The following is a 14233-nucleotide window of genomic DNA, read 5'->3' as shown; positions in this document are numbered from 1 at the left end:
GAGGGCCGGGCCCGCGGTGAAGCGGGCCCGGCCCTTGCCGAGCGGGATTCCGCCCTGGGGTCAGGACCTCGAAGTGACCTTCACGGGGTCGGTCCCGGCCGAGCTGTGCCGGGCCGACCAGTTCTCCAGGGCGGTCCGGCAGGCGTGGTCCAGATGGTGCAGGCCGGAGAGGTCCAGCTCGACGGGCCGGTCCTGCGGCAGCGCCTCCAGGCTGTCGAGGATCTTCGGGAGCCGCAGGAAGGTCGCGTTGCCCGACAGATGTGCCTGGACGGGTCCGGCGCCCTTGTCCACCACGTCGAGGCGCACGTGCGAGGCCTCCCACGCCGTCTTGGCCACGGCCAGCGCGAGCCCGATCAGGACCCCCTCGAACATGCTGACCGCGACGATCGACAACGCGGTGACGATCAGGATCAGCGCCTCGCCGCGGTGCTCACGCCAGAGCGAGACGATCTCGCGCAGCGGGATCAGGCGCCAGCCCGCGTGCACCAGGACGCCCGCCAGCGCGGGCAGCGGAATGACGCCGAGCGCGGCCGGCAGCAGCGCCGCGAAGAGCAGCAGCCAGCCGCCGTGCAGCACCCGGGACGCCTTCGTCCGCGCGCCCGCCTGGACGTTCGCTGCACTCCGGACGATCACCGCGGTCATCGGCAGCGCGCCGAGCAGCCCGCAGACGGTGTTGCCCGCGCCCTGCGCCATCAGCTCCTTGTCGTACTTGGTCCGCGGACCGTCGTGCAGCCGGTCCACGGCCGCCGCGCTGAACAGTGACTCGGCGGACGCGATCAGGGTGAACGCGAGGACGGTGCCGAGCACCCCGACGCTGCCGAGTCCGCCCAGCGCGTCGGCGGTCGGCAGGTGTATCGAGCCCAGCAGCCCCCGCACCTCGACCTTCGCCACCGGCAGGGCGAACGCCCAGGAGACGAGAGTGGCCAGCGCGACCGCGGCGAGCGCCCCGGGGACCGTACGCACCGGCCGGGGCAGCAGCTTCCACAGCACGAGGACCAGTACGGTCCCGGCGCCGACCGCGACCGACGCCAGCGCCTCGGGGCTGCGCACGACGTCGACGAGCGCGCCCGGCAGCCCCGCGAGCTTGCCGACACCGGAGGCCGGCGCCTTCAGGCCCGCCATCGAGTAGAGCTGGCCCGCGATCAGCACGAGACCGATGCCGGCCAGCATGCCTTCGACGACGGCCACCGAGATGGCCCGGAAATAGCGCCCCAACTTCAGTGCGCCCATGAGGAGTTGGAGGACACCCGTGGCGAGCACGACGACTCCGAGGACGGCGAGGCCGTACTCCCGCACTGCCTCGAGGACCAGCACGGTCATACCGGCGGCCGGGCCCGACACCTGGAGGCTGCTGCCACGCATCATCCCGGTGACGAGACCGCCCACGATGCCGGTGACCAGGCCGAGTTCGGCCGGGACTCCGGAGGCGACGGCGACGCCCACGCACAACGGCAGGGCGACGAGGAACACGACGACGGACGCGGCGAAGTCCTGCCGCAGATGCGGGAAGCTCATCGCGCGGCTCACAGCGCCTCGAAGGTGCCGGTGTCCGTCCGGTGCGCCTGTACGGCGCCGGTGTGGACCTCGTAGTACCAGCCGTGCAGGCGCAGTCGGCCCGCCGCCAGGGCTCGTTCCACGCATGGATAGGCGCGGAGCCTGAGCAGTTGCGCGCGGACGTGGTTGCGCACCGGCTCGGCCACCGCCGGGTCGTTGTCCGGTGCGTCGGACGGGGGTTCGGCCTGCGCGAGCCAGTCGCGCACGGCGGGTACGGCGGTCAGGTCGTCGCCGCGCACCAGCGCGCCGACGGCCCCGCAGTGCGAGTGGCCGCAGACCACGATCTCGGTGACACCGAGCACGTCCACCGCGTACTCGACGGTGGCGGCCTCGGCGGTCGGGCGTCCGGAGGTGTGGGGCGGGACGATGTTGCCCGCGGTGCGCAGCTCGAAGAGCTCACCGGGGCGGGCGCCGGTGATCAGCGCGGGGACGACACGGGAGTCGGAGCAGGTGATGAACAGGACCTGGGGGGACTGGCCTTGGGCCAGCTGGGCGAACCGCTCCGGGCGCTGTCCGTGCGCGCGGGCGTGATCGATGAGGGGCTGCATGTGTCAGTTCCTCCTGGCGCGCCTCTGGGGCGCGTCGGCCTACAAGAACGAAGCGTGGGGGGAAGGGACTCGGCTCAGCAGCGGAAGACCTGAAGTACGGCCGCGCAACGGCCGGTCGAGGATCTGGAAGGGTGGACGGAGGCGTCGCCGGGCGGTGCTGGGGGATGAACCGCCGCCGGATCACTCGCCAGCAGGGCGCGGGCGGGCGCGTCGGGTACGAGGTCGTCGTCACGGCTCCGGTCACGGGAGCGGAGCGATGGTGCCGCCTTCTGCTTCTGCGGTTGCTCGGACTCGCCGCAGGCGACGACGGCCTCACTCTTCTGCACGGATGCGAACGCCTGTGTGGGAGCAAAGAACTGAAGACTCATCAGGATGGCGGCGAACGCCACGAACAGGGTCCGGGCCGTCTTACCTCGTGGCATGGGCCCCCTCCCGGCTGCTCACGCACGTCAACAGTCAGCGTCAAGTTCTACGGTAACGCGACCGGTTGTTTGCAGAGTTAACTTCGTGTTTCACCCCGAAGTGAGCTGAAAAGCGAGGGGCGCGTGGCGTGATCCAGTCCCAAGCGCGAGCCCCTCTACTCCTTTACGAGCCCCTTGGCGTCCCGTGCGAGAGCGGTGAGCCGGGAGATGGCTCGGAAGTACTTCTTGCGGTAACCGCCGTTCAGCATCTCCTCGCTGAACAACCGGTCGAAGGGCAGCCCGGAGGCGAGAACCGGAACCTCGCGGTCGTAGAGCCGGTCCGCGAGCACCACCAGCCGCAGCGCCGTCGACTGGTCCGGGATCGGCTTGACGTCGGTGAGGCAGACGGCCCTGAGGTCGTCGGTCAGCGCGCCGTACCGGCTCGGGTGGACGCGCGCGAGGTGGTCGAGCAGGTGCGGGAAGTCGTCGAGGGACGCGCCCTCGGTGGCGTACGCGGCCTTGGTGACCTGTTCGTCGGAGAACGGCGAAGGGGCCTCGGGGAGACCGCGGTGGCGGTAGTCCTCGCCGTCGATGCGCAGCGGGCGGAAGTGCGCGGACAGACCCTGGATCTCGCGCAGGAAGTCGGCGGCGGCGAACCGGCCCTCACCGAGCTTGCCCGGCAGTGTGTTCGAGGTGGCGGCGAGCGCCACGCCCGCGTCGACCAGCTTTCCGAGCAGAGTGGACACCAGGACCGTGTCGCCGGGGTCGTCGAGCTCGAACTCGTCGATGCACAGCAGCCGATGGCCGCTCAGCGTCCGGACCGTCTGCTGGAAGCCCAGCGCGCCGACCAGGTTCGTCAGCTCCACGAAGGTGCCGAAGGCCTTGAGCTCCGGCTCCGCCGGGGTGGCGTGCCAGAGGGAGGCCAGCAGATGGGTCTTGCCGACGCCGTATCCGCCGTCCAGGTAGACGCCGCGGGGCCCGGCGGGAGCGGCCTGCCTGGCGGCCTTCCCGAAGCCGAACAGACCGCGCCTGCCCGCCTTCGCGGCGTGCGGTGCGCCCAGACCGGCCGCGAAGGCGCTGAGGACGCGGACGGCCTCGGGCTGGCTCGGCTGGTTCGGGTCCGGGACGTACGTCGCGAAGCGGACCGAGTCGAAGCGCGGCGGCGGCACCATCTCGGCGACGAGCCGGTCCGCGGGTACGCGCGGCTCACGGGCGCACAGGGACAGCGGGGTAGCTCCGGCTATCGGACCGAACCCGGCGGAGCTGGTGGAGGTCGACACGGTCCCCCACTCTACGGGCCGTGCCACACTGCACGTCATGCGACGCCTGTTCCCTGTGACCTACGAAACAGCAGCCCAGGCCCCCGGCGGAGGGCCGGACGCGGGGGTGACGGACCGGGAGTGGGAGCTGGCGGAGCTGGCGGAGGCCTACGCCTACCCCGACGTACGCGAGCCCTGGCTGCGCGCCAACATGGTGTCGACGCTGGACGGCGCCGCCCAGCACGACGGACGCTCCCGGCCCATCTCCAGCGACACCGACATGCGGATCTTCGGGGTGCTCCGCGCGCTCGCGGACGTCGTCCTGGTGGGTGCGGAAACGGTACGCCAGGAGGGTTACCGCCCGGCACGCGCGCGTGAGGCCTTCGCGGAGCGGAGGGACGCGGCCGGACAGGGGCCGGCGCCCGCCATCGCGATCGTGACCGCGAGCCTGGAGCTGGACTTCTCGCTTCCGCTTTTCGTCTCGCCGCTGGTGCCCACGCTGGTCCTCACGGGTGCCGGGGCCCCTCCCGACCGGGTCGCGGCCGCCGAGAAGGCGGGCGTGCGGGTCCTGATCGCGGGGGAGGGGACGGGGGTCGATCCGGCCCGTGCGGTACGCGCGCTCGGCGACCTCGGTATGACCCGGCTGCTGACCGAGGGCGGCCCGCGCCTGCTGGGCCAGCTGGTCGCGGCCGAGGTGCTCGACGAGCTCTGCCTGGCCCTCTCCCCGATGCTCTCGGTGGGGGACGCACAGCGGATCGCCGGAGGGCCTACGATCACTGTTCCGAAAAGGTTCGAACTGACGTCCTTGCTGGAGGAAGACGGGTTTCTGTACGGCCGATACCACCGGTCCTGACAGGTCGGCGGAATACTCCGTTCCGTTTTTCTTCGGCTGGGCACACTAAATCTCGCAGACCCCGTGCGGTTACGGGGCAGGATGGTTTCCGCAGGGGCCTGGGAACGGCCCACGAAGGAGAAGGGCGCCTGTCGTGTTCACAAGCGTATTGATGATCGAGAAGGCCCTGACGACCGCCGACGTGGAGTTCGTCACCACCTTGCACGGTGAGGAGACGGTCGCCTTCCACGTGCTGCTCCAGCCCCGTGGCGACCAGGCGGACCGGCTGCTGAGGGCCATCGACGACGTCGCGCTCGGCGAGCTGGACGAGGCGGCCCACGAGGACGAGACCCCCGAGGGCGAGGAGGCCGTCGGACAGGGCCGGCGTGCCCTGGACGTGTCGCTGGTGGCGCTGCGCGCGACCGGCAGCCAGGCCGAGGGACGGCTCATCGAGGACCACCCGCTGGACGCCCTGAAGGCGCTGGTCGCGGAGATCGACGCCGACGAGGTCATCGTGCTGACGGACCCGCACTACGTGGAGGAGTTCTTCCACCGCGACTGGGCCTCCCGCGCTCGCCACAAGGTGGGCGTACCGGTGCTGAAGCTGTTCTCGCACAGCAAGGCGTGACGGTCCGCTGCCGCTGAGCCCGGCCGGGGGCGCCGGGCCGTGGGGACGGGGTGCGTTTCGGGGTGCGGGCGCGGGTGCGCCGTGGTCGGCCGCGCGGTTCCCCGCACCCCTTTCCGGCGTCCCCGTGGGCGCCCCTTGCGAGGTGCCGGACGCCGTACGGAATAGGCTGGGGACGCGCTCCGCTCGTGGGCGCGCTCAGCCTCGTACCGCATCTTGGGGAGACACACGCATGGCACCCGGCCTTCCTACCGCCATGGACCGACCGCACTTCATCGGCATCGGCGGCGCCGGAATGTCGGGGATCGCGAAGATCCTCGCCCAGCGCGGGGCCACCGTCGCGGGCAGTGACGCGAAGGACTCCGCGACCGCCGAGGCCCTGCGCGCGCTGGGTGCGACGGTGCACATCGGGCACGCGGCCGACCACCTCGCCGCCGACGCCAGCTGCGTCGTCGTCTCCTCCGCGATCCGCACGGACAACCCCGAGCTGGCCCGCGCCGCGGAGCTCGGCATCCCGGTGGTCCACCGCTCGGACGCCCTCGCCCGCCTGATGGACGGGCTGCGCCCGATCGCCGTCGCGGGCACCCACGGCAAGACGACGACGACCTCGATGCTGGCCGTCTCGCTCTCCACGCTCGGTCTGCGGCCGTCGTACGCGATCGGCGGCGACCTCGACGCCCCCGGCTCGAACGCCCTGCACGGCGAGGGCGACATCTTCGTCGCCGAGGCCGACGAGTCGGACCGCAGCTTCCACAAGTACGCGCCCGAGGTCGCGATCATCCTCAACGCGGAGCTGGACCACCACGCCAACTACGCGTCGCTCGAAGAGATCTACGAGTCCTTCGAGACTTTCGTGGGCCGCGTCACCGAGGGCGGCACGCTGGTGATCTCGGCGGACAACGAGGGCGCGCGCGAGCTCACCCGGCGGGTGCGGGCGAGCGGTGTCGCGGTGGTGACGTACGGCGAATCCGCGGACGCGGACGTCCGGGTGCTCTCCGTCGTCCCCCACGGGCTGAAGAGCGAGGTGACGGTCCTGCTGGACGGCGCCGAGCTGACCTTCGCCGTCTCGGTCCCCGGCCGCCACTACGCGCACAACGCGGTCGCCGCGCTGGCCGCGGGCGTCGCGCTCGGCGTCCCGGCCGCCGAGCTGGCCCCCGCGCTCGCCTCCTACACCGGCGTGAAGCGCCGCCTCCAGCTGAAGGGCGAGGAGGCCGGCGTCCAGGTCGTCGACTCCTACGCCCACCACCCGACCGAGATGACGGCGGACCTGGAGGCGATGCGCGCCGGCTCCTCCGGGCGCATCCTGGTGGTGTTCCAGCCGCACCTCTTCTCCCGGACCCAGGAGCTGGGCAAGGAGATGGGCCAGGCCCTGGCACTGGCGGACGCCTCGCTCGTCCTGGACATCTACCCGGCCCGCGAGGACCCGATCCCGGGCGTCACGAGCGAGCTGATCATCGAGGCGGCGCGGGCCGCGGGCGCGGACGTGACGCCGGTGCACGACAGGGCGGACGTGCCGTCGGTGGTCTCGGGAATGGCGAAGCCCGGTGATCTCGTTCTCACCATGGGCGCGGGCGATGTGACGGATCTCGGTCCCGAGATCCTGGCGCGCCTGACGAAGCAGCCGTAACCGTTTGTGCGAGGGGTTGAGCATCATGTCGTACGACATCGAGAAGCCGGACGAGCAGTGGCGCGCGGAGCTGACCCCGTCCGAGTACACCGTGCTGCGCAAGGCGGGCACCGAGCCCGCCTTCACCGGTGAGTACACCGACACCAAGACGACGGGGGTCTACTCCTGCCGTGCCTGCGGCGCCGAACTCTTCACCTCCAAGGAGAAGTTCGAGTCGCACTGCGGCTGGCCGTCCTTCTTCGACCCGAAGGACACCGACGCGGTCGAGCTGATCGCGGACCGGTCGCACGGGATGGTGCGGACCGAGGTGCGGTGTGCGCGATGCGGGTCACATCTCGGACACGTGTTCGATGGCGAGGGGTATGCGACGCCGACCGATCAGCGGTACTGCATCAACTCCATCTCGCTGCGTCTGACGCCCGACGAGGGCTGAGGCCCGACAGCCGGGCGCCCGACGCCCGGCTGATCCACACCGCTCACGGCCGCGCCGGCCGGACTGTGCTCACGCAGTCCGTGACCGGCGCGGCCTGCTGTGCATGCTCCGCGTGGGGCTGCCGTGACAAGAAGTTAATAGCGAATCCAGTCGGCACGTCTTGCCCCGCACTCTCATGGCAAGTACACAGGATCTCCACAACGGCCGTTGTCCGGGGGGATGTTGGCGTATGCAGGGGACAGTCGACGGATTCAGTTACGGCATGGTCACACCGGTGGCCGCGTACGTCATGGCCTGTCTGGGGGCCGCGCTCGGGCTGCGGTGCATCACGCGGTCACTGCGCACCGAGGGGGCCTGGCAGCCAGGCTGGCTCGCGCTCGGGGCCGCGTCCATCGGGTGCGGCATCTGGACGATGCACTTCATCGCCATGATCGGCTTCCAGGTCCAGGAATCGCGTATCCACTACGACATCGGCCTGACGATCCTCAGCCTCGCGGTGGCGATAGCCGTGGTCGGCATCGGGGTCTTCGCGGTCGGCCATTTCGGGTCGAGCCCGACGGCCCTGTTCGTCGCGGGCACCTTCACCGGGCTCGGGGTCGCGGTCATGCACTACGTGGGCATGGCGGCCATCCAGGTGAACGGCAGTCTGCACTACGACGCGGTCACGGTCGGGCTGTCGGTGGCGATCGCCGTCGTCGCCGCGACGGCCGCGCTCTGGGCCGCGGTCAGTATCCGCGGGTTCAAGGCGAGCCTGGGGGCCAGCCTCGTCATGGGCGTCGCCGTGACCGGCATGCACTACACGGGCATGGCGGCCGTCAGCGTGCACCTGCACAACGGGTCGGGCGGCGCGTCGTGGTCGGGCGGCTCCGCCTACTCGCTGCTGCTTCCCATGCTGATCGGACCGGTCACCTTCCTGCTGCTGGCGGGGGTGGTGGTGATGTTCGACCCGCTGCTGGTTCTCGGCGACGGGGACTGGAGCCGTCCTGTCCAGGGTCGGCGCGGGGGCGCCGACCAGGGGGGAGACGGGGCTGCCGCCCGGGGTGGACGGGGAGCCTCCGCCCGGGGTGGGGGTGCGGCTGCTGCCGGGTCGGCGTCCGCGCAGTCCGGGTCCTTCTTCGGGGCGCCGGACGACAACCGGCCGCGTGCCTACGATCCGGGGTCGAGGCCGCCGCGTCGTCGGTGAACCGGCGGGGCCGGGTCGCACGTACCTCTGTCTCTGGTGGCACGTACCTCCGTCTCTGATGGTGCGGGGCCTCTCAGTCGTTCTCCGGCGCGCAGTACATCGGGGCCAGGTCCGTGTTGTCCTTGGTGATGAGACGGATGGGCAGGTCCGTGATCTTCTCGACCTGCTTGTACTCGTGGAGCAGGTCGACGGTGTTCTCCAGCGCCAACTCACCGATCTTCATGGCCGAGTTGGTGACCGTCGCGGAGAAGCGGCCGTCCTTGAGCGCGGCCAGGCCCTCGTCCGTGCCGTTGACCGTCGCGATCCTCACGTCCTCGGCGCCGGCCGCGTCGAACGCCTTGCGGGCGCCGAAGGCCATCTCCTCGTTGGCGACGAACGCGTACCGCAGGTTCGGATGGGCCTCGATCATGTCCGCGGCGACGGCCTGTGCCTTGACGGGATTGAACATGCCCGGCTCGTTCGCCACCACCTTGGCGTTGGCGGGCAGTTGCTCCGTGAAGCCGGAGGTGAGCAGATCGGAGGCGGCGCCTGGCGCCCCGGCGATGACACCGACCTCGACCTGCTGTCCGGCGGCGTCCCTGGCGACCCAGTCGGCGTCCAGTGACCCGACCTTCCTGAGGTCGACGACGACCGCCCCGAGGAGGTCCTACGTGTCGTCGGGGACGAAGGACGTCAGGAAGATGGGTATCTTCGCGCTCCTGGCCTTGGCGATGTCGTCCTTGAGCGCGTTGACGTTGACGGTCTGCACGATGACCGCGTCGACGTCCTTGGCGATCATGTCCTCGATGTTGGACAGCTCCGTGGCCGGATCCTGCCGGGAGTTGGCGGTGTGGAGCACGACGCGCTGGGCGGTTGCCTCCTCCTCGATCGCCGTGCGCAGACAGGCGTGGAACGCCGTGTCGGCGCGTTCACGAACCCGATGGTGATGGGGCCGGAGTTGATACGGGGCTGCGGCTGTGTGCGCAGCCGCTCAGCACCAGCGCGGTGCCGACGGCCGACGCGGCCAGTGCTCTTCGTGGCCGGGGGGACAGAGGCATGGATGTGGCGCCTTTCCTGGCGGGCGGGAAGCGGCCCGATTCGCGGCAGCCCGGACGCCTGCAGTCCGGTAACGCGATGGGGAAGCCGTGCGACGGCGGCTGACGGTACCGGCGGGTGGCCGAACCTCACCCCTCGCGGTACGCAAGGTGATGTTGCGCAATGAGTAACGGACGGTGGTGCGGGGGCCGGTGGTGTCACCGGGCTCCGCACCACCGTCCGTCAAGGCCGTCGGTACTGGTGGTGAGGGCGTCAGGGAGGGCGGGAGAGCGGCCGGGAGGGCCCTCGGTACCGTCGGTGCCCTCGTAGGGCGGCGCCGCGTCGGGCGTTTCACAGCGACTCGTTTTTCACAGCGGCTCGTTTTTCGCAGTTCCTCGCGCCGCACCGCACCGGACGGGGCATTCACGCGGGGTTCGTTCACAGCACCTTGCGTCGGACGAGGGCGGAGAGCACGATCGCGCCCGGCAGCAGCGGCAGCCAGACCGTCAGGACGCGAAACCCGATGACGCTCGCGGTGGCGAGCGTCATCGGCGCGCCGAACACCACCAGGGCGATCACCAGCGCCGCGTCCACCGGCCCGATACCGCCCGGAGCGGGCACGGCTCCGCCCACGGCGCTGGCCGCGAGGTAGGCGAAGACCACGTGCGGCCAGGGCAGCGGCATTCCGAGCGAGGCCCCGACCGAGGCGAGTACGCCCGCCTGGAACAGCGGGAAGGCGGCCGCACCACCCCACAGGGCGATCACCCGGCTGGGCCTGGTGTGCAGGATCCGCGCGTCCGTGAGGGCGGTGCGCACGAAGTCCAGCAGGGGGCGCCGCAACCGGCGTACGAACGTCACCAGCAGGGCGGTCGCGGCGAGGGCGCCGAGCAGGCCCGCGCCGACGAGCAGCAACGTCTGCCGGTCCGGGACGACTTGACCGATCTGGAGGGTGCCGGGGAACGCGAGCAGGAACACGAGGATCAGCACGAGCTTCGCGATGGGCCTCACCAGCGAGTACAGGGCGAGCGAGGCGGTGGCCCTGGCGAGGGATATGCCGCGGCCCTGGAGGAAGCGCAGGGTGACGGCGTGCGCGCCGATCCCGGCAGGCAGTACGTGGTTCGCGGCGCCGGCGGCGAACTGCGAGGCGAGCAGCGGGCCCGGCGGAAGCCGTTCGGGGATGGCTCCCTGCCGCGTGACGGAGGCGCTCACCCAGCACAGGCAGGTGAACGCCAGCCCGGCCAGCAGCCACCACGGGTCGGCGGAGGCCAGCCGCGCCGTCCCGTCGTGCATCGCACGCCAGTCAACCGCGGCCCACGCGCCGATCAGCAGCAGCGGCACGAGGCTGAGCGCGAGACGGAGATGGCGCGCGGGGGAGGGAGAGGGAGAGGCGGAAGGAGAGGTGACGGGGGAGGGCGGGGCGGAAGGGGAAGGGGAGAGGGAGGGGGAAGGGGTCGCGGGGGAGGGGACTGGGCAGGGGGAGGGTGCAAGCGTCAGGGTGAGCGGCCCTGACAGCTCGTCGATCCGGATCTGGGACACGGCGCACGTCGTCCTTCCGCGTCGCGTCCCGCGGGGTCACGGGTCGGACGGATACAAGGCGAGGCAAGAGGGGACGCGGGGAGCGTTCCCCGCCCGCGTGACCACAGGGTGACCGGAAACCGACGCGACGTCGGAGCCTTGGCGACTTGGCCGCCGCAACCTGTCGATCGCGGCCACGCGTCACGTACCACCGGCGACCGCATACCGGCCGCCTAGGTCCCATTACCCTCGTCGGTCACTGGTCACTCCGGTTACCCTCGTCGGCCACTGTTCGCCGCCCGTCGACCATGCTCCCCGGCTACCGTCCGTCGGCGATCCGCCACCAGCGACCGGTCACCAGTCACCGCCCACCGCCCACCGTCCCGAGGCCGGGTCCGGCGCTCGCCTGCCGCCTTCAGGTATGGCTCCGGCTGCCGCCCCCGGCGCGAGGCCGGAGCCCGGCGACAACTCCGTACGGCTGCGCGGCGCCGGACCGAGGGAGGGGCCGCCACCGCTCCAGGAGGCGACGGCGGCCCCGGGATCCGCCGTGCGGTCGCGCGCAAGCGTGGTGTCAGCCGTCGGCGGCGAGTCGCTGGGCAGGCGTCGTCGGGTCGGCCCACATCCTGGCGGGACGCACCCGTGCCGCCCAGTACCAGGGAGAACCATGGCCGACGACAGCGGACAGCCGCTCCGTGAGACCCCTGCCCCGGCGCGGGCGAGCAGGCTGCTGCGCCTGCCCAAGCTGTGGCTGGTACCCACCGTGCTGACCGGGCTGCTCGCGCTGTTGCTGTCCCTGCTCTACATGGGCGGCATCGTCAATCCCAACCGCGCCCTGCACGACCTACCCATCGGCATCGTCAACGCGGACCGGGACGAGCCGTTGCCCGGTCAACGGGAGAACCTGGGGACGCTGATCACCAGGTCCGTCATCGACGGCACCTCCAGAACGGTCGACTGGCACCGGCTCACCGACGCGCGGGCCCGGGACGAACTGGCTTCCGGGAAGATCTACGGAGCCCTGGTCGTTCCCGCCGGCTTCACCGACTCGGTCGCCGCGCTCACCACCGAGGACGCCAGGGCTCGCCCGACGATCACCGTGCTGACCAACCCCGGCATGGGCAGCTTCGGATCATCGCTGGCGATCCGCATCACCCAACAGGCCGCCCAGCAGGCCTCGTTGAACATCGGGAAGGAGCTGGCGGCGGCTCCGGCCACCGCGCGGGCCGGCTCGACGGAGCGGCTGCTGCTGGCCGATCCGGTCGCCGTCACCACCAAGGTCGGCCACCCCATCGGCCAGAACACCGGCCTCGGCCTGGCCGCGTTCTACTACACCCTGCTGCTCGTGCTGGCCGGCTTCATGGGCGCCAACATCATCGGTACGGGCGTCGACAGCGGCCTCGGCTACCCGGACACCGAGATCGGCCCCTGGCACACCCGCCGCCCGACCGTGCCCATCAGCCGTACCCAGACACTGCTGTTGAAGATGGCGATGACCGCCGGGCTCACCGTCCTCACCACCACCCTGATCATGGTGGCCACCGTGGCGATCCTCGGGATGGACGCCTCCCACCTGCCCCTGCTGTGGATCTACTCCTACTGCGCGAGTCTCGCCGTCGGGCTGGGCGTCCAGGCCATCAACGCCGCGTTCGGCGGGATCGGCCAGCTCGTGGCCATGTTCGTGTTCATCGTCCTGGGCCTGCCGTCCTCCGGAGCCAACGTCCCGCTCCAGGCCGTACCCGGCTTCTACCGCTTCCTGTCCGTCTTCGAGCCCATGCGCCAGCTCAGCGACGGCGTCCGCGCCATCCTCTTCTTCGACGCGCGCGCCGACGCGGGCCTCACCCGCGCCTGGCTCATGATCCTGATCGGCTCCGCCTTGGCGCTGCTCTTCGGCTTCGCGATGACCCGCTACTACGACCGCAGGGGCCTGCACCGGCTGACTCCTCAACCCACCTGAACCCGCGGGGGAGTTGACGCTGCGGTGGGCCCACCGGATCAGCGGCGGCGCCAGAGGGTGAGGGCGACGCCCGCGGTGAGGAGGAACGCCGCCGCGCCGCCCGCGACGAGGGGGAGCGTCGTGATGCCGCCGGTGTCGCTGTCGGCGACGGGGGTGAGGTTGTCCGCGGCGGTCTTCATGGCGGTGGAAGGGGTCGCGCGGGCGGGCGTCCGCTCGGCCGGAGTGGTCGACTTCCGAGGTTCCCGGGTCTTCGGCGGGGTGGGTGAAGGTGTCCGCACGGCGGCGGGCGAGGAGGTCGCCGGTGCGGCGGCCCCGTCCCCGGACCCCGCCGTGCTCCTCGTCGGGAAGACCACGTCCGAGCAGGAGTAGTAGGTGTCCGACGTACTGGAGTTCTGCCAGATCGTGTAGAGCAGATGACGCCCGCTCCGGTCGGACGGCAGCGTGGCGTCGACGCGGTAGGCGCCGTCCACGAGAGCCGGGTCGGTGGCGGTGGCGAAGGGTTGAGTCGGCAGGTCGGACCACTTCAGGGGCCGCTTCGGGTCGTAGCCCGGCTTGGTCAGGAACAGCTTGAAGGTCCCGGTGTGCGGGATCGTCGAGCTGTACTTGAGGGTGAAGGACCCGCCGGGCGTCAGGCGGGTCGAGGGCCAGTCGGCGCGGGCGAGGTCGAGGCCCCTGTACTCGGCGAGGCCCCCGCTGCAGAGCTGCCCGTCGGGGATCACCTCGCGGTCGCGGCCGTTGACACCGGCGACGCGGAGGTTGTCCCAGGCCGTGAAGGGCCCGCCGTTCGCGGCGATCGCGGCCGCGCAGGCCGCCGTGTCCGTGTTGCCGCCGCCCATGGGCGAACACGCCGCGACCCTGCTGACCGGATCGGTCGGCGCGCCGTGTGCCTGGGCGGGCCCGGCGGCCAGCGCGGTGAGCACCAGGGGCAGCCCCACGGCGACGGCGGCCGCGGCGGCGGTGCGGTGTGCGGTCATCCGGTGGATCTCCTCGGCGGGTCGGGAACGCGGGTGATGCGGGTGATGCGGGTGATGCGGGTGAGGTGGGTGAGACGGGTGAGACGGGTGAGTGGGTTATGCGGGTGTCACGGGCGGTTGGGCGAGCGGGAACGCGGGGCCGAGCGGGGTCGGAAGCGTCGGGGGCGGTCGCGGTTCGGGCTCGGCGGGACAGCGGGCGGGTGGGGAAAAGCCGGTGCGGCCGCACCGCATCACCTGAGCGGCCGCACCCGCACGGTGAAGTACGGGAACCAGGCGCCCCGTGTTCACGACGACGCGGGGAATCGACCGTCGTT

12 protein-coding genes and 1 pseudogene are annotated in these 14233 nt (G+C 71.4%); 6 read left to right on the top strand and 7 right to left on the bottom strand.

From position 1 onward, the window contains the following. Positions 1-60: 60 nt before the first annotated feature. The 4 genes from ACIP79_RS21995 to zapE all read right to left on the bottom strand — a co-directional run bounded on the left by ACIP79_RS21995 (position 61) and on the right by zapE (position 3783). Positions 61-1515: a SulP family inorganic anion transporter gene (locus ACIP79_RS21995; protein WP_401225815.1), complete on the bottom strand. Its 1455-nt coding sequence runs from the start codon at positions 1513-1515 to the stop codon at positions 61-63. Positions 1516-1523: 8 nt separating this feature from the next. Next, positions 1524-2102 (bottom strand): carbonic anhydrase, encoded by a 579-nt coding sequence (locus ACIP79_RS21990; protein ID WP_401225812.1) that lies wholly within the window; start codon positions 2100-2102, stop codon positions 1524-1526. 74 nt (positions 2103-2176) lie between these two features. Next, a complete protein-coding gene (locus ACIP79_RS21985) occupies positions 2177-2524 on the bottom strand; it encodes a hypothetical protein (protein WP_401225809.1) in 348 nt (115 codons plus the stop codon). A gap of 155 nt (positions 2525-2679) precedes the next feature. After that, a complete protein-coding gene (zapE, locus tag ACIP79_RS21980; protein ID WP_401225806.1) occupies positions 2680-3783 on the bottom strand; it encodes a cell division protein ZapE in 1104 nt (367 codons plus the stop codon). A gap of 37 nt (positions 3784-3820) precedes the next feature. Between zapE and ACIP79_RS21975 the strand changes: the two genes are divergently transcribed. The 5 genes from ACIP79_RS21975 to ACIP79_RS21955 all read left to right on the top strand — a co-directional run bounded on the left by ACIP79_RS21975 (position 3821) and on the right by ACIP79_RS21955 (position 8462). After that, the gene (locus ACIP79_RS21975) at positions 3821-4615 is read left to right on the top strand and encodes a pyrimidine reductase family protein (protein WP_401225804.1); all 795 of its coding nucleotides are present in this window, start codon (positions 3821-3823) and stop codon (positions 4613-4615) included. Positions 4616-4748: 133 nt separating this feature from the next. Next, complete coding sequence (locus ACIP79_RS21970) at positions 4749-5222, top strand: indole-3-glycerol phosphate synthase (RefSeq protein ID WP_383686553.1); 474 nt, start codon at positions 4749-4751, stop codon at positions 5220-5222. A 229-nt stretch (positions 5223-5451) separates the two neighbouring features. Continuing rightward, positions 5452-6846 (top strand): UDP-N-acetylmuramate--L-alanine ligase, encoded by a 1395-nt coding sequence (gene murC, locus ACIP79_RS21965; protein WP_401225802.1) that lies wholly within the window; start codon positions 5452-5454, stop codon positions 6844-6846. 25 nt (positions 6847-6871) lie between these two features. Then, a complete protein-coding gene (gene msrB / locus ACIP79_RS21960) occupies positions 6872-7279 on the top strand; it encodes a peptide-methionine (R)-S-oxide reductase MsrB (RefSeq protein WP_401225800.1) in 408 nt (135 codons plus the stop codon). A 229-nt stretch (positions 7280-7508) separates the two neighbouring features. Further along, the gene (locus ACIP79_RS21955; RefSeq protein ID WP_401225798.1) at positions 7509-8462 is read left to right on the top strand and encodes an MHYT domain-containing protein; all 954 of its coding nucleotides are present in this window, start codon (positions 7509-7511) and stop codon (positions 8460-8462) included. Positions 8463-8535: 73 nt separating this feature from the next. On the opposite strand, the pseudogene ACIP79_RS21950 reads toward ACIP79_RS21955, so the two are convergent. Together ACIP79_RS21950 and ACIP79_RS21945 are read right to left on the bottom strand one after the other, a co-directional pair. Continuing rightward, positions 8536-9330: pseudogene (locus ACIP79_RS21950) on the bottom strand (sugar ABC transporter substrate-binding protein). Positions 9331-9914: 584 nt separating this feature from the next. Next, positions 9915-10970 (bottom strand): YbhN family protein, encoded by a 1056-nt coding sequence (locus tag ACIP79_RS21945; protein WP_401226259.1) that lies wholly within the window; start codon positions 10968-10970, stop codon positions 9915-9917. 685 nt (positions 10971-11655) lie between these two features. On the opposite strand from ACIP79_RS21945, the gene ACIP79_RS21940 reads away from it, so the two are divergent. Continuing rightward, positions 11656-12945, top strand: a complete 1290-nt coding sequence (locus ACIP79_RS21940; RefSeq protein ID WP_401225796.1) for a YhgE/Pip domain-containing protein — start codon at positions 11656-11658, stop codon at positions 12943-12945. 38 nt (positions 12946-12983) lie between these two features. On the opposite strand, the gene ACIP79_RS21935 is transcribed toward ACIP79_RS21940, so the two are convergent. After that, positions 12984-13919, bottom strand: coding sequence for a lytic polysaccharide monooxygenase (locus ACIP79_RS21935; RefSeq protein WP_401225794.1), 936 nt, complete (start codon positions 13917-13919; stop codon positions 12984-12986). Between the last annotated feature and the right edge of the window lie 314 nt (positions 13920-14233).

The sequence above is a fragment of the Streptomyces sp. NPDC088747 genome (assembly GCF_044751025.1).
GTDB lineage: Bacteria > Actinomycetota > Actinomycetes > Streptomycetales > Streptomycetaceae > Streptomyces.
Note: the sequence above shows the minus strand (reverse complement) of the source record. Positions and strands in the feature narration are given on the sequence as shown.